We start from the raw sequence: 17,944 nt of genomic DNA, 5'->3' as shown, positions 1-17,944 counted from the left end.
CGGCCGGCGATTTATCCTCGTCGAAGACGATCCGAATTACCGTGAAAGGGCAGCCGGTATTCGAGCCGGCAACAACGGTTGAGCTGCCGGCTGAGCAGCCGTTCCGGTTGGAACTGCCGGCTTCCGATCCGGCGGGCGAGCCGCTTGTATACCGTGCAGGCGAGCTGCCGCTAGGCGCAATGTTGGACACGGCGGAAGGCGCATTCAGCTGGACGCCGAACCAATCTGATTATGGCAGCCATCCGGTAACTTTTACGGTAAGCAACGGATGGTTCGCCGTCAGCCAAACGATTAACTTTAAAGTAGGTCTAAATGTTCTGCCTGCGGAAAATTACACGAGAGCAAGCTACTATCCGTATCTGAAGGAAGTGGAGCGGATCCAGGCTGATATAGAGAAACCCGACGCTGATATCGATCAGCTATTGGCCGAGCTGGAGCAGGCTGAAGAGCTGCTCGTTTCGGTTCGGACATTGCTGACGACAATTCAGATGGATCCATCGATGGCCAGAGCTTCCGAGAAGTTCTGGCAGAATAATAACATCTCCGAGGAACAGAACGCATGGTATTTATTTGACGGAAATCCCGACACGATTGCCCACACCAGGTCAGCCGTGAGCTGGGTTGACGTGGACTTTGGCGCAGGGAACGAAAAAGTAGTGGATACGTTCCGCTACCTGCCGAGAAGAACGCATGTAAACCGTATTAACGGAACCGTCTTCAAGGGCTCGAATGACGGCGTGAATTGGACCGATCTGTACAAGATTCCGATTACGACGACGTACCAATGGTATTCTGCTCTTAATCCGGATAAGACGCCATATCGGTATATCCGCATCTATGACGATCATAACGGCTTCGTGAACTTCGAAGAAATCGAGTTCCAAGAAATCGGCATGGACAAGACGTTGCTCGAGCAATTGCTGGAGGATGCGGCTGAGATCGTAGCCGAATATTACACAGCAGAAAGCTATGAGGCTTTCCAAACGGCGCATGCGGACGCAGCGTCGGTGGCAGGCAATGCCGATGCGGCTCAGGAGGAGATCGATGCGGCCGCGGCGAGCCTGCTTGCGGCATTCGAAGGGCTTGAATCGATCGAAGGGCTGCCTGTGCTCGCTCCGATCGGCGACAGATTCGTCATAGCGGAGCAGCAGCTGACTTTTACAATTGAAGAGATGAACGGCATGGACGGCGTCCAATTCGATGCAGTCAATCTGCCTGCAGGAGCTTCCTTTAACGCGGAAACGCGCACATTCGACTGGACACCGGCCAAAGAACAGGGAGGCGTGCATCCGGTAACCTTTACCGTCAAATCCGGAGCATTGTCCACCTCCAGAACCATTAAGATTACGGTGAAAGGATTGCCTGTAATCACGGCTGAGCCTGTTATGGAAGTAACGGCGAAGGAACCGCTCACCTATCAGCTGCCGGCATCCGATCCTTCGGGGGCGGAACTGACTTACCAGGCTGGGAATCTGCCAGCGGGCGCATCCTTCGACGCAGCGGCCGGCGTGCTCTCCTGGACGCCGGGACAGGCCGATTATGGCAGCCACCCCGTAACTTTCAAGGTTGGCAACGGAAGCTTCGAGGCCAGCCAAACCGTAGATTTCGAGGTAAAGCTGAATATAATTCCGTCTAAAGGCTATACGCAGGGCAGCCACTATCTGTACCTGAAGGAAGCGGCGCGGATCGAAGCGGAAATGGCGAAGCCGGAAGCCGATAAGGCCCAACTGGCCGCCGAGCTTGAGCAAGCGGAAGCTTCGCTTGATGAATTGCCGTTGTCACTGTATTCATTCGAGGGCAACATAGAGAATTCATTCGGCAAGCATGACGGAACGGTCCATGGAAACGCTGGTTACTCTGAGGGCAAGATGGATCAGGCGGTCAATATGAACGGTACGGACAGCTACATGACATTGCCGTCTGAACATGCCCTTTCCGGTTACGATTCCATTACTGTAGCAACCTGGGTCAACTGGAGAGGCGGCGGCAACTGGCAAAGAATATTCGACTTCGGCAACAATACGAATCAGTTTATGTTCCTTACGCCGAAATCGGGCAATAATACGCTTCGATTTGCGATCAAGAACGGCGGCGGCGAGCAGATCGTGCAGACGACTGTGATGCCGATGAATGAGTGGGTGCATGTGGCGGTTACGCTTGGGGACAATACGGCGAAGCTGTACGTGAACGGCGAACTAAAGGCTACGAACACCAATGTCACAATCAAGCCGAGCGATCTCAAGCCGGGCGCGAATTACATCGGCAAGAGCCAGTTCAACGATCCGTTGTTCAACGGCATGGTCGACGAGTTCCGCATTTACAATTCCGCCTTAAGGGCGGAGGAAATCCAGGCCGTTTACAACAATACGGCGCAATGGATCGATAACAGCTTGCTATCGGTTCTTCTGGATGAAGCGGCTGCCATTCAAGCCGAACATTATACGGAAGAAAGCGTAGCGGCTCTTCAGACGGCAGCTTCGGAAGCGAATCAGGTTTTCGATAATGCCGATGCAACCCAAGAGGAGATCGATGCGGCGGCGGCAAGCCTGCTGCAAGCGCTGAATTCGCTCGTGATCAAGATTATGGCGTCGCTCGACCCTTCTGAACCGAACGGCCTGAACGGGTGGTACACGGCGCCGGTAACGGTGACATTGTCGGCTCACGGGAATGTGCAGTACAGTATGGACGGCGGCGCCAACTGGTTCGTCTATGATGCGCCTGTTACGCTGAGCCAGGAAGGCATAAACCAAATACTGTATCGTCCGGCAACGGGAACCGATGAGGTTCCTCCGAATACGGTGGATGCGAAGATCGATCTGACTGCGCCTCAAGTCACGATTGCCGGCGAAGCGTCGTATACCATTGATCAGACGATCAGCATCTCGTGCAGCGCGGTCGACGCCGTATCCGGCGTCACGTCTACGTCGTGCGAAGCGCCGCTTGTAGAGATCAAAGCGTATACGCTTGAGCCGGGCGTTCATACCGTAACGGCGGATGCGGTGGATGCCGCTGGTCACCGCGGATCGGCCGAGCATACGTATAGCGTGGTCGCGACGTTCGACAGTCTGTCCGCGCTGACCGGTACCTTCGCGGCAGAAACCGGAGCTCCGGGATGGGAAGGCATTGCGACATCCCTTCAGCAGAAGCTGGCGAGCGCGCAAGCGAAGGCTGCCGAAGGCAAAGGTCAAGAAGCCCGGAACCAGCTTCTGGCATTTATTCATGAAGCGAATGCTCAGAGCGGGCAGAAGCTGACGCAAGAGCAGGCGGCCGCGCTGGTCCGCTGGGCGCAGTGGCTGCACGACGAGACGCCGCTCGCGGGAGGGGTGCCGGGGAAACCGGTCCTCTCCGACAACAACGGTCACGATGGACTGAAGGACGGCAGCTATACCGTCACCATGAACCTGTGGTGGGGGAACAATGGTACCGAGTTCAAGCTGTACGAGAACGGCGTGCCCGTGGATACGCGGATGCTGACGGACAACTCGCCGAGTGCGCAAACCGTGAGAGCCGATATTTCGGGCAAGGCGAACGGAACGTATACGTACACCTGCGAGCTGACAAATGCCTTCGGCACGACTGCATGCGACCCGCTTGTCGTCACCGTCACCGATGCCGCGCCGGGCAAACCGGCAGTGTCCCATGACAACTGGGACGGTGACGGGAATTACAAGGTTACGTTGAATATGTGGTGGGGAACGAACGGATCCGAATATCGTCTGTACGAGAATGGGGAATTGATCGACTCGCAGACGCTGACCGTAGCGACCCCGGGCGCCCAGAAGGCGACAACGGGCATCTCCGGCAGAGCTCCGGGCATATACGAATACCGCGCCGTATTGGTGAATGCGGCGGGAGAGACGTCCAGCGAGACGATTACGATTACCGTCAAGGAGCCAGAAGCTTAATCAATGAATTAACCTTCCTTAATCATGAAGCCCCCAATCGAATCTTCGTTGTGAATTGGGGGCTTCACTTCTTGGAAATGAATAGAGAAAGAGTGGGGATAAACACTGACTGGCTGCAGCAGCAGTAACGAAAAACTAGAATAAGAGGGAGGGATAAGAATGAGTATTAAACCAATAAGAAAGCGCTACCAACGTGTTTTTGTCTATCTTCTTTGTTTTACGCTAGCGATGACCATTACAAGCCTTGGAGGGAAGGAAACGGCGAATGCGGCTGTTTCTCCATTGATTACTTCTTACAAGCCGCAGGCGGTAAGTGCCGATGTGAATGCTTCCTACGCGGATGCAAACGGGAACACAGTGTCGGCGACGATCCATCACCCGGGCATTGCCATGTCGCTCGCCGATCTGGACAATATGCGCGACCATGTTAGAGCAGGGGACGAGCCTTGGAATACGGCGTTCGAGGCGTTTGCCGCCGACCCGCAATCCAGACCGAATCCAAGGATCCTATATGAAGCCGGGAATGATCTGTTCGTTAATATCCGCGGACCGTGGGCCTTTACCGATGCGAACGGAAAATATTGGGCGGACCCAAGCGATTATGTGGGGACGCGCGCGAATACGGATGCTTTGGTCGCTTTCAAGCAAGCGGTTATGTGGTATATTACCGGCGACGAGACGTACCGTTCCAGCGCAATGTCTATCATTAGGTCTTATTCCGGCATCCAGTCCGTTGCTCCTCATACGAGCTTTCGATTTGCGACGATGACATATTTGCTCGCGGCGGCTGCCGAGATTATGCGCTATTCCGATACCCAGACGGCCAGTCTGAAATGGACGGCAACCGATACTCAGAATTTTACAAACATGATGGAGCTTTGCTCGGTCACCTATAACCCTCATTCTTTCTTCATGAACCAGCATCAGTTTACGGTCATGGGGACAATGGCGCGGGCGATCTTTACCAATGACCTGGCGCTGTATGCGGAGGCCGTAGAAGCGGCAATGGTTAACGCCGCAGGCGATGATGGAGGAAGAAACGGCTCGATCAAACATGAAATGCGCTGGATGACGGCGAATGAAATGACGGGAGAACCGCTCGACCCGTCGGATTATCATGTGCAGTTAATGGAGATGGGCCGCGATGTGGGACATGCTTACGCCAATATCGCCGGACTGTCAACATTGGCCCAGACCATCTACGCCCAGGGGACAAAGGTTGACCCGGTAGACGGAACGATGTCTACGGCCGCTAATGCGGTGAATCCATTCAATTTCCTCAATGACCGACTGTTGGAAGGGACTTCGTATGCGCTGAAGTATCATCTGGGATATGATGTGCCATGGACACCGGCGGTGGCCAACCAAAGCTATGCCGGTCAAATTTTTGACAAGATCAATCCGGACCAAAGAGGCAGAATCGATGGGTTCAACAGCGTTCTATACAACTATTATAAATATATCGAAGGACAGGATATGACCCAGGAAAAATTCAAATACCTGGCCTATGCCTATGAAACCAGAATGCCGGAGGTGGCGGGAAAGGATTATCCGCTGGCTTCGTTGCTGTATACACCCGATGCAGCCAAGACTGATGGGTTGAGCAATCGAATCATTCTGGGTCATATTACGGGATTGACGGCAACGAGAACGGGTTCGAATACGATCAACTTAAGATGGACGGCCGTACCGGACGCGCTCGGTTACAACATCTATAGATCGACGGAAGAAAACGGAACATATACCCAGATGAACAGTGCGCCAGTTACATCAACGTCTTATAGCGGTACAAGCTTGACCCCCAATACGACTTACTATTATAAGGTCCGCGTATCCGGAGGATCAACGTTTGCCGATGTATCGGCGACAACGGGGGGAGAAGGCATTCCGGATTTCGATGTAAGCCGTTATTCTCTACATGTCAATCATAAGCATCAATCCGTATTAAGGGTCATTCACCCGGACCGAAGCATTCAGGTTCTTAACAGCCAAGCGAGCTTTGCTTCATCCAATCCGGCTGTGGCAACCGTCAATTCGGCAGGCTTGGTGACAGGAATAAGCGTGGGTACGGCTACGATTACCGCGACCTTTAACGGTCAAGCTTATCAGGCAACCGTACAAGTCATCGCCGACGCCGCGTTAAAAGCCTGGTACAAATTGGACGCAACGAGCGGAGCTTCAGCCGCAGACTCATCTGGATATGGCAATCATGGGACGATGAATGGCGGTACGTCCTGGACGGCAGGCAAATTCGGCAACGCCGCGGATCTTGCGGGAACCAACGGCTATATCGCGCTTCCCGGCGGTATAGTCTCGGATGCCGACACGATCACCGTCGCGGCTTGGGTCAATTTGGATACGGCGAGCAACTGGTCGCGCATTTTCGATTTTGGTTCGGGAACTTCCACTTACATGTATCTTTCGCCGAAAAACGGGGCCAATAGCAAAATCCGATTTGCGATCAAAAACAATAATTCGAGCGAACAAATCATTGAAGGTCAGTCGGCTCTGCCTACGGGAGGCTGGCATCATGTGGCCGTCACGTTAAACGGCTCGACCGGCACGCTCTATGTTGACGGCGTTCAAGCGGGAAGCCATGCGTCCATGACCATCAAACCGTCCGATCTGGGCGCTACGACGCAGAATTGGATCGGACGCTCCCAATACGCCGATCCGTATCTCGACGGACGGGTGGATGATTTCAGAATCTATAACCGCGCGATAAGTTCATCCGAAGTGACGAGCGTGATGAACGGACAAACTTTGGGCACCGTAACGGCAGCACCGACAGATGTGACGGCTGCGACCGCAGACCATAGATCGATTAACATAAGCTGGCCGGCCGTAACGGGAGCAACGGGTTACAACGTGTACATCTCCGATTCTTTGGCGGAGAATGCCGTCTATACCAAGGTGAATAGTCAAGTGATTACTGGAACAACGTATGCCAGCCTGGGATTGAAACCGATAACTGCCTATCATTACAAGGTAACGGCAGTGAATGCAATCGGAGAATCGGACATGTCGGCCATTGCCTCCGCAACAACCGACGGCATGCCGGTCGCGGGCCTTCTATCATGGTATAAGCTTGACGAAACAACCGGAGCTTTAGCCGCAGATGCATCCGGAAGCGGCAAGCATGGAACAATGAATGGCGGTACAGCCTGGGCGACGGGAACAATCGGAGGCGCTGCGGATCTGGCGGGAACGAACGGCTATATTGCTCTTCCTGGCGGTATTGTCTCCGGCACCGACACGCTTACCATTGCCGCATGGGTGAATCTGGACACGGCGAGCAACTGGGCGCGCATATTCGATTTCGGTTCCGGAACTTCGATCAGCATGTTCCTCACGCCGAGAAACGGAGCCAATGGCAAAATTCGATTCGCGATCAAGAACAATGGTTCAAGCGAACAAATCATTGACGGGCAATCAGCGCTGCCGACGGGAAGCTGGCATCATGTGGCCGTCACGTTAAACGGTTCGACCGGCATTCTCTATGTGGACGGCTCCCAAGTGGGAACCCATACGTCGATGACCCTTAAACCGTCCGACCTGGGCGCTACCACTCAGAATTGGATCGGCCGCTCCCAGTATCCGGATCCCTATCTCGACGGACGGGTGGATGACTTCCGTATTTATGACCAAGCGCTTCCCGCCGATGAGATCGCTGCGCTTGCCGCACCCGGCATGATCGCCTGGTATAAATTCGATCAATCCAGCGGGAATACAGCGGCAGACGCTTCAGGAAATTTCAAACATGGAACGATGTATGGCGGCGCAGCCTGGACGACAGGCAAAGCTGGCAATGCAGCGGAGCTAAACGGAACAAACGGTTATATGGCTCTTCCTTCCGCTGTTGTCTCCGGCGCAGACGCAATCACTATAGCGGCCTGGGTGAATCTGGATAGCGTTAGCAACTGGTCGCGCATATTCGATTTCGGGTCCGGCACCGCGACCAATATGTTTCTCACGCCGAAGAATGGAGCAAACGGTAAAATCCGCTTCGCGATCAAGAAGAACGGTACGAGCGAACAAATCATTGACGGACAGTCGGCGCTGCCCACGGGAGGCTGGCATCATGTGGCCGTCGCCTTAAATGGCTCAACAGGTACTCTCTACGTGGACGGCGTTCAAGTCGGGCAAAATACCGCGATGACTCTTAAGCCGTCCGATCTGGGAGCCACCGCCCAAAACTGGATCGGACGCTCCCAGTATTCGACTGACCCGTACCTCGATGGGCGGGTGGATGACTTCCGGGTGTATAACCAAGCCCTTTCTGCCGGCGAGATTGCTGCCCTTGCAGGATTGTAGCAGGCGGGAAAGAGAAGGGTAGCTTGCAGGTAAGCCCGTCTTACCTTCTCCCGCATGGACTTCTTAATCCTATAGCGAATAGGGGTGCTCAGCACCTCTATTCGTGTTGTCTAGACAAGTTCGAAATGCATCAAATCTAAATTTTCAAGTTTTGCGAACTTGAACACTCATAAGCATGATATTAAAGTCAAAAGAAACAGGAATGGAAAGAAGTCTCTACTTATGGAGCATTGGATCCTTTATGCCTTTTTTGCAATTTATAGAGTGAGAGGATGATCTCTTTGAAAACATATACTAGCCATCCCCCTTTAAAGCATTTCGAGCTTGATCAAGTGCAATTAAGAGATGAAGATCTAATTCATGCATGCAAGAAAGAATGGAGTTATTTGACCAGCTTCGAAGCCGACCGACTTCTTGCCGGCTTTCGAGAAACAAAGGGCTTACAACCGAAAGCGGTTAAATACCCGGGGTGGGAGAACACCGAGATTCGAGGCCATACGTTAGGCCACTATTTGACTGCTGTCTCCCAAGCTTATTCGCAAACAAAGGATAAGGATATGCTCGCAACAATCGAATACCTTGTTGCTGAATTGGCAGAATGCCAACATGACAACGGTTATCTATCGGCTTTTCCCGAATCGTTGTTTGACCATGTAGAGAATCGTAAACCTGCCTGGGTGCCGTGGTATACCATGCATAAAATTATAGCGGGTTTGATTGCCGTCTATGACGCTGCGAAGCTGCAACAAGCCTTTCATATCGTGAACCGCCTGGGCGATTGGGTAGCGAACCGCGCCTGTGCATGGACAGACGAGGTTCAAGCCAACGTGCTGGCTGTGGAATATGGCGGAATGAACGATTGCCTGTACAGCCTTTACAAGCTGACAGGAAATAGCCGCCATCTTGAGGCCGCCCACCGGTTTGATGAAATCAGTTTGTTCGAAGCGCTCCGGGAGAGAAGAGATGTACTGAAGGGCAAACATGCCAACACGATGATTCCTAAGTTTATCGGAGCCCTGAATCGGTATCTGACACTAGGGGAGAGCGAACGCAGCTACTTTGAAGCAGCCGCTAACTTCTGGGATACCGTCGTTTACCACCACAGCTATATCACGGGCGGAAACAGTGAATGCGAGCATTTTGGCGAACCTGACGTGTTGGACAGCAAGCGTTCCGATGTTACCTGCGAAACATGCAACAGCTATAATATGCTGAAGTTGACCAAAGAGCTGTTCAAGCTAACTCAAGATATCAAATACGCCGATTTTTACGAGAGAACTTATATGAATGCCATCTTGTCTTCCCAAAATCCGGATACGGGCATGACGATGTATTTTCAACCGATGGCAACCGGGTATTTCAAAATCTACAGTTCTCCGTTCGAACATTTCTGGTGCTGCACGGGTACGGGAATGGAAAGCTTCACCAAGCTGAATGACAGTATCTATTTCCATGCCGACAACAAGCTTTATGTTAATCAATTTGTAAGCACGAAGCTGCATTGGCAGGAGCAAAATTTGACGATTACGCAGTCCACCACGTTTCCTCAAACGGACAAGGTACAATTTTCATTAGAATCGATCGAACCAAAGCAGCTTGCCATTCACATTCGCGTTCCTTATTGGGCGGTTGATGCAATTGAAGCGACGGTTAACGGAAACCGGGTTACACCCGACATGGAGCGGGGGTATGCGATTCTCAACCGAATTTGGCAGGACGGCGATACGATTGGGCTGCGAATTCCGATGAATGTTGCCTATGCCCGCTTGCCTGATTCGCCTCATGTCATTGGACTCCAATATGGCCCGGTTGTTTTGAGCGCGGCACTTGGCACCGAAGATATGGTCGAATCGAATACGGGTATAAACGTCAGCGTTGCGACCAGGCGAATGATCATCAAAGATTATCTCGTTCCGCAAGGAATGAGTGTCGAGGAGTGGCTAAGCCGTTTCCATGAGCATGTGACTCGTCGGGGCGAGGATTTGGCGTTTACTCTTAAACATACGGATGAAGATGGACGGCTTGTCTTTACGCCGCACTACAAGCAGCATCGCGAAAGATACGGCATCTACTGGAGCCTCCTGGAAGAGGGGTCGGAAGAGCTTAAGGAGCATGAGGAGAAAGCTGAACGGGATAGGCGCATAAGAGAAGCAACCATTGATGCTATTCAAATAGGAAATGACCAATACGAATTGGAGCATCAGGTACAGGGAGAAAAAACATACAGCGGCACTTGGGAAGGATTGAACGGAAGAAGGGTTGAAGCCGGCGGATGGTTCAGCTATCAAATGGCAGTTCAGCTTGGAACTGCGTTAGCCATGACCTTTAACCACATGCACGTCAAGGGCAGCTTGGACATCTTTATTGACGGAGAGCTGCTGGCAACCGAGATTTTCCCGCAAGAAGAATGGAAGCGGAAGTTCTATGAGCGAATATTCATCCTTCCCGATGCATTAACTGCAGGCAAGGAAGCACTGACTATCAAGCTTGTGCCGCGCCAACAGGAGAATGGCATCTATGGCGTTCTTCGTACGATTAAACATACGATGTGAAGGAGTTACGCGATTATGGAGAAAGACTACCATGTATTATCGAAGAAGGGAGCTTGGGGAGATCAAGGAGACGGCACTTATGTCAATCCTATCTTGCCGGGCGATTATAGCGATCCGGACGCCATTCGGGTCGGGGATCATTATTACGCCATCTCCTCTACCTTGCATTGCTCTCCGGGGATGGCGGTGCTGCATTCCAAGGATCTGGTGAATTGGAGCATGATCGGACATGTTGTTCAGGATTTGACAAGCATCGGCCCGGAATACAATTACGATCGCATGAATCGTTACGGCAGAGGCGTTTGGGCTGGCGCCATTCGATTCCACAACGATAAATATTGGGTGTATTTCTTCACGCCCGACGAAGGTTTGTTTATGAGCACGGCAACCGATCCGGCCGGACCTTGGGAGCCGCTTCATCGAGTTTGGGAGGTGGCCGGATGGGACGACTGCTGTCCATTCTGGGACGATGACGGGCAAGGTTACCTGGTTGCCACCCATTTCGCCGATAACTACAATATTCATTTGATCAAGCTTAGCGAGGACGGCAAAGAGCTGCTGCATGACAGCGCTAGAATTATCCATCAATACAAAGGGAGCGAAGCCAATAAGCTCTACAAAATAAACGGAACCTATTATTTCTTCCACAGCGAGGTGCGCGCTCGGGAAGGCGTTGAAGCCCGGGATGTCATGATGTTAAGGTCAGAGCATATTTATGGTCCTTATGAGGAGAAGGAAATTATTCATACGCACGGCAAGGAAATAGATCGGGAGCCCAATCAGGGCGGACTTGTCCAGACGGTCTCCGGGGATTGGTACTTCATTAGCCATCAAGGTTCGGGCGCGCACGAAGGCAGGCCGCTGCACTTGCTGCCCGTAACATGGGTGGACGGTTGGCCGATCATCGGAGAAGATACGGACGGCGACGGAGTCGGAGAGATGGTATGGGGGGGCAGGAAGCCGATGAACGGGCATCCCGCTACGGTGCTTTCCACATCCGACGATTTTGACAGAGACGATCTTAAACCTTATTGGGAATGGAACCATCAGCCAAGAGCCGATAAGTGGTCGTTAACGGAACGGCCCGGCTATTTGCGCCTGCATGCATGCCAACCAATCGACAAGGACAATTTTTTCGCCGTATGCAACGTCCTTTCGCAAAGAACGTTCAGAACCGTTCATAACGAAGCAACGGCAAAGCTAGAGATGGGCGGCATGGCGGACGGGCAAGAAGCGGGCCTTTGCCATTTTGCGAAAACCTATTGTACGATCGGCGTTCAACAATTGAACGGGATAAGGATTCTGAAGTTCAACAACTCGGGAACCGTCATATGGGGCCCGAAATTAACAGGAACCGACCTTTGGTTAAGGTCGATATGGAACATGGACGGAATCAGCCGGTTCGAATACAGCGTCGACGGGATGCAGTTCGAGAGCTTTGGAGACGCCTATCAGCTTAGTTGGGGCCATTACAGGGGAAACCGGGTCGGGGTATACAGCTTTAACACCGAGAGCGAGCAGGGTTATATTGACGTAGACCAATTTGGTTATGAGGTGCGAGGAGTGGATAAGGAATGAAATCGCCATTGTTCAGGGATCCCATCTATGACGGTGCGGCGGATCCTGTAGTCATATGGAATCGGCAGGCCAAGGAATGGTGGATGATCTATACGAACCGCCGCGCAACGCAGGATGGGCCGAGATTCGGATGGGTGCATGGCACCGATCTCGGCGTTGCTTCTTCATCGGATGGCGGAGCTACCTGGTTATATCGGGGAATTCTGGAAGGACTCGAAACGGAATGGGGCAGAAATACGTTCTGGGCGCCGGAGATCATCTGGCATGACGGGCTGTACCATATGTATGTTACTTACGTCCACGGCGTGCCCGTTAATTGGACAGGCAAGGCTCGTATCCGGCATTATACAAGTACAGATCTGATGCGTTGGGAGTTTCAGTCAACGCTTGGCATTAGCGAGGAGAACGTGATCGATGCCTGCGTGTACCAGCTGCCGAACGGCATGTTCCGAATGTGGTTTAAGCAGCGGAATCATACTTACGCGGCCGAGAGCAAGGATCTGTACGAATGGCAGCCGATTGGTCCGGTGATCACCGGAAGAGGCCATGAAGGACCGAATGTTTTCCGCCTGGGCGGCTATTATTGGATGATCGTAGACGAGTGGAGAGGACAGGGCGTGTTCCGTTCCGATGATCTTACGACTTGGGAGCGAAACGGCCTCATTCTCGATCAGCCTGGCAAACGCGAGGATGACGGGACGATTGGCCTTCACGCGGATGTGGTCGTGCAGGGAGAAGAAGGGTATATCTTTTATTTTACTCATCCCGGCCGCGTGGACGGGCATCATGAAGAGTTGAACAACTATGAATGGCGCCGCTCCTCCCTTCAGGCGGCCAAGCTCGCGGTCGTGGACGGGGTGCTGATCTGCGATCGCGACATGGAGTTTGAGTTGCATCTTGGAGCGGATGAATAATAGAAGTACATTCAAATGATAGATAAGAGGATGAGAGCATGGAGCAATAATTACACGCTGAACATAAACGCGGAAATGAATTATTGGCCCGCGGAAACGTGCAATATGGCGGAGCTGCATGCGCCGTTGATCGAATTTATCGGCAGACTGGCCATTAACGGCAAGAAGACAGCGGAAATAAACACGGTGCGAGGGGGTGGGTTGCGCACCATAATTCGGATTTGTGGGGACAAACGGCGCCGGTAGGCGATTTCGGCCATGGCGACCCTGCTTGGGCGTTCTGGCCGATGGGCGGCGTATGGCTGACCCAGCATCTATGGGAGCATTACGCGTTCAACGGGGACGAAGCTTATTTGCGGAATAAGGCATACCCGATGATGAAAGAAGCGGCTTTATTCTGCTTGGATTGGCTCATTGAGAACCAAGAGGGTTATTTCATTACGTCGCCGTCGACCTCCCCCGAACATTACGCAGGGCGGCGAAGAGGTTCAATATGTGCAAGATGCGAATGGATGTATCGGGTTCCAGGTGGAAAGCGGCAAGCGATACATCCTGTTAGCAGAGCTATCCAAGGCGTCGTTCGGTGATCGGAAAGGCCAACATCGCCAATAATGGAGGCGTCAAAGCGATTATCATGAGATGGGAGAGCAATAGAATGGCTTTGTCGGGGAATGCTGAACGATTGTACAGGAAAGGGAATTATGCCCGAACCTACGCAGAGGTACCGGCTACAGATCCGGGACAGGCTTGGCGGGAAGGGATGGTTAGCGGAAACGGCGAGAACGGTTATATTCTGTCGGGGTCGCCGTATTCGGACTGCATTCTTTATCAATATATGTGGTTCAATTTTCCGTCCCCGGATCCGAGAGAGATTCCGGAAGAATTAACGGGACAGCTTGATGATGCGAGACGGAATGTCTTCCAGCTGAACGATCAATGGAAGATTACCCATGCGGACGGAAGAACCAGAAAACGAACCTTCCTTTACACATATCATCCGGGACACCAGCTCAGACTGAACATGGCGAATAGAGGGACGGTTACGGAATATGAGCGATGGACGAATTATGAGACAGCCGAAACCGGTGTGCGTTATGCCGACGAATTCGGCGAGTGGATTCGGACGTCGTTCACTTCCAGAGAAGATAATGTCTCGGTTATGAGAATTGAACGTTCCTCCGCCGGCGCAAAGATTAACATGACGATCTCTATCGATGACATTTCGGGCATGTACAAAGCCGGGAACGGGATGAATGAACTCCAGTACAAAAAGCTGGCGGACCCGAATGCCGATTATATCGCACAGATTGCCCATTATCCATCTTATCCGGGCAGCGAGCTGAAGGACGGAGGATACGCAGGCCTTACGCGGGTTATTGTCGTGAATGGGAGCAAGAAGCGGGTGCAACTGGCCGACACGAATGATCCGCTGAACGTAGGGGCAGTACAGAACCCGGCTATTCAGGTGACCAGCGCCGACGCCGTCTATCTCATCACGCAATCGAACAGATCATTCGATATGGGGAATATCGAAGACTTTGCCGGGAGCATTCATTACCCTCTTGTCGATGAACTGCTCCATCATACGAATGCCATAGCCGCGAAATATCAAGATTGTTCCGGTCATTTCGATTATGAGGCCGCCCTCGCGCCGCATGCCGCGAAACATGCCGAAGAATTTAATGCCGTACGATTTACGCTTGAGGGCGACGATGATTGCAAGGAAGCGGACAACGAGACGCTTATCAACGCGCAGAAGGAATCGAAGTCCAGAATTAATCACGCCTTCATGGAGCAGGTTTACAACCAGGGGCGTTATGCCTTGATCTGCTGCAGCGGTTCAAGCGCGCCGCGGCTGTACGGGATGTGGACGGGGGAGTGGAACCCTGGCTGGCGTGCGATCTATACGCTTGATGCCAACGTGAATTTGCAGATTTCTCCCATGAACACGGGCCATTTCACATTCGCTCAGCTTGGATTTATCGCATTCTTCCTACGCAACGCTTCGGATTTCGAATACAATGCGCGAATGTCTTATGGAATGCATGATGCGATTCAAGTGTCGGTCAACTCCGACGGCGACCGCGCGATGCAAGTGGAGTACGACAACGACTATCCCTTCCAATATTGGAATGCCGGCGCAAGCTGGTGCCTGCTTCCAATCTTCGAATATTGGCAATGTTACGGCAACCGGCAGATTCCGATACAACCCGCTATGAGGATTCATGATCTGAAGAAGCTTCTCGGCGTAAGGGACGGGGGACTGACGAATGAGGAATTCACGCAGCTGGTCCTCAAGGGTTATCTGGATTTGGAGCAAGATATCTTGCTGCCGCTGCTTACGAAGCAGGCCAATTTCTGGGAACAGCTTTGTACGCCGGAGTACTATACGGATCCAAGCGGCAATGCTTGCTATGAGAGGGGCAAGACGCAGTTGAATCCAGGCGAAAAATATTTGTTGATCCCTACCTATTCGCCGGAGAATCACCCGATCGGCTACAACAGTACGATAACGGCCAATGCCACCATGGATATATCAGCGGCTCGGGATGGACTGAAGATGACCATCTCGATTGAAAAGGCGATTAAGCGCGAAGGATATGAAGCAGCCGTCGGCAAATGGGAGGCTCTGCTGGAGCTGCTGCCGGAATATAAGCTGGACAAGGACGGCGCGCTGCGCGAATGGGCGATGAATGAGTATGCGGAGAACAACGATCACCGCCATTTGAGCCATCTCTACCCGGCATGGCCTGCGTATGAAACGCAGAACAATATGGAATTGAGGAAGGCTGCCATTATCGCTGTAGAGAACAGGAATCAATACAATACGTCGGACGCGACAGCGGGTCACGGCTGGATGCATAAGGCCCTGGTCTGCGCCAGATTAAAGGACGGCGACGGCGTTGTCTCTTCCCTCCTGCCGATGATGACGGATTCCGGTTATTACACATCCTTGATGACAGACCATGACACAAACAGAAGAAATGACTGCTATTGTACGGATACCTTATTCGGTACGCTTGGAGCCGTGAACGAAGCATTGTTATATTCGAATACCGGGGAAATCGAAGTTCTTCCGGCACTGCCTTCCGAATGGAGATCGGGGGCGATAACTGGACTTATGGCAAGAGCCGGGGTAGAGGTTAAAGAGTTATCTTGGGACTTCAACGTCATCACCTTTACTTTGCAATCCGTGTCGGATCATAACGGGATTAAAGTGAGAGCCGGCCTGTCCTGGATAAAAGGAATGGTCAACGGCAAGGAAGCAGAGGTTCACGGCGATGAACTTGGCAGCTATCTCCGTATTCCGCTAAGTGCAGGTAATGAGGTTAGAGTGGTATTGATTCTACCCAATAGATAACTTGCATCGAGTTATAATTAATACCTATCGTAAAATAACGTCATTTCGGCGAATAGAGTGAGGAGTTAAACTAGACGGAGTAATAATGACATGGGGTGAATTGAAGATGTATTCATGGAATGGAGATAGTCTGCTGGAGCAGTTGTACAATGAGGCTATCGAACAACATCAGAATCATAAAGCAACGGTGGGCTCGGACGAACGCAGCAGAATGTTGAAAGAAGCCTTGCAAGAGCTGATAGGCTCCTTTGCGCCAAATGCGACATTCAGGCCTAAGCTTCTGGAGCGTGTGGAGCTGGATGATTATATTCGGGAAAGGATTGAGCTTTCCGCGACGCCGGGCTTAAGCTTTGGCGCCTATATTCTTCTGCCAAAACAGGCAGAAGGGGCTCTTCCTGGCGTATTGGCGTTGCATGGACACGGCTATGGCAGCCGCGAAATTGTAGGCCTCTTGCCAGATGGTTCGCCCGATAGCGGGGTGCCGGGCATCCACCAGCATTTTGCTTTGGAGCTTGCGCGTCGAGGGATGGCGGTCATTGCACCCGATGTGATCGGCTTCGGCGAGCGTCGGCTGCATGCGGATTTGGCGGTCAATCCCAATGCGCCGAGCTCTTGTTACAGATTATCGACTGAGCTTATGATGCTAGGCAAGACGTTGACGGGACTTCGAGTTGCAGAATCGCTTAGAGCTTATGCGTATCTAGCAGGTAGACCGGAAGTAGATAAAGAACGAATCGGCGTGATGGGTTTCTCCGGTGGAGGATTAATTGCTTACATCACGTCTATTCTTAGACCGAGCATTCGTGCGACTGTGTTGACGGGATTTACTAACACGTTTAAAGACAGTATTTTGGCTGTGCATCATTGTATTGATAATTATACGCCGGGCATTCTTCGTCATGCAGAGCTTCCTGAGCTCATCGGATTAATCGCCCCCCGTCCTTTGTTTTTGGAGTCCGGTGAGAGGGATCCGATCTTTCCTGTTGAGGGCTTTAGACGCGCAGCATCTGCCATTCACGAAATTTATGAGTCAAAAGGAGCCAGTGATCGCTTGGCGGTAGACGTTTTCCCGGGCGTTCATGAAATTAGCGGAAGGCAAGCCTACGATTGGTTAAAAGAGACACTAACATAATAAATATCAGTCCGAAACGAATGGCGGCGCTAGGGACATGGATCCAGCGCCGCCATTTCGTGTGCGTTTTTTAAGTTGTAACCGCTGATTCTAAAGATCGTGAAATTTTAAGCTTTTGAGCAGGGTGAACATTCAATATTGAGGTTTTCGTTACGATTTGGTGCTAGTCATTATTCGCGATATCTGTC

7 protein-coding genes and 1 pseudogene are annotated in these 17,944 nt (G+C 52.1%); all 8 read left to right on the top strand.

Annotation, left to right across the window (positions count from 1 at the left end; translation table 11 throughout):
* Positions 1-3,905 (top strand): LamG-like jellyroll fold domain-containing protein (locus tag PAT3040_RS37090; RefSeq protein ID WP_181376644.1); only part of this gene is annotated, 3,905 nt, incomplete at its 5' end.
* A 159-nt stretch (positions 3,906-4,064) separates the two neighbouring features.
* Complete coding sequence (locus PAT3040_RS15730) at positions 4,065-8,219, top strand: LamG-like jellyroll fold domain-containing protein (protein WP_108993498.1); 4,155 nt, start codon at positions 4,065-4,067, stop codon at positions 8,217-8,219.
* Between the two features lie 272 nt (positions 8,220-8,491).
* Positions 8,492-10,771 (top strand): beta-L-arabinofuranosidase domain-containing protein, encoded by a 2,280-nt coding sequence (locus tag PAT3040_RS15725; protein WP_108993497.1) that lies wholly within the window; start codon positions 8,492-8,494, stop codon positions 10,769-10,771.
* Positions 10,772-10,786: 15 nt separating this feature from the next.
* Complete coding sequence (locus PAT3040_RS15720) at positions 10,787-12,349, top strand: glycoside hydrolase family 43 protein (RefSeq protein WP_108993496.1); 1,563 nt, start codon at positions 10,787-10,789, stop codon at positions 12,347-12,349.
* Positions 12,346-13,263, top strand: coding sequence for a glycoside hydrolase family protein (locus PAT3040_RS15715; RefSeq protein WP_108993495.1), 918 nt, complete (start codon positions 12,346-12,348; stop codon positions 13,261-13,263). The genes PAT3040_RS15720 and PAT3040_RS15715 overlap by 4 nt, the downstream gene beginning before the upstream one ends.
* A gap of 39 nt (positions 13,264-13,302) precedes the next feature.
* Positions 13,303-13,730, top strand: a pseudogene (locus PAT3040_RS15710) (glycosyl hydrolase family 95 catalytic domain-containing protein); the annotation flags it as partial.
* A gap of 116 nt (positions 13,731-13,846) precedes the next feature.
* Positions 13,847-16,624 carry a glycosyl hydrolase family 95 catalytic domain-containing protein gene (locus tag PAT3040_RS15705; RefSeq protein ID WP_258234992.1) on the top strand — a complete coding sequence of 926 codons (2,778 nt, stop codon included), beginning with the start codon at positions 13,847-13,849 and terminating at the stop codon, positions 16,622-16,624.
* 106 nt (positions 16,625-16,730) lie between these two features.
* Positions 16,731-17,756: a dienelactone hydrolase family protein gene (locus PAT3040_RS15700; RefSeq protein ID WP_108993716.1), complete on the top strand. Its 1,026-nt coding sequence runs from the start codon at positions 16,731-16,733 to the stop codon at positions 17,754-17,756.
* The last annotated feature ends 188 nt before the right edge of the window (positions 17,757-17,944 follow it).

The sequence above is a fragment of the Paenibacillus agaridevorans genome, from assembly GCF_003112455.1.
GTDB classification, from domain to species: domain Bacteria; phylum Bacillota; class Bacilli; order Paenibacillales; family Paenibacillaceae; genus Pristimantibacillus; species Pristimantibacillus agaridevorans.
Note: the sequence above shows the minus strand (reverse complement) of the source record. Positions and strands in the feature narration are given on the sequence as shown.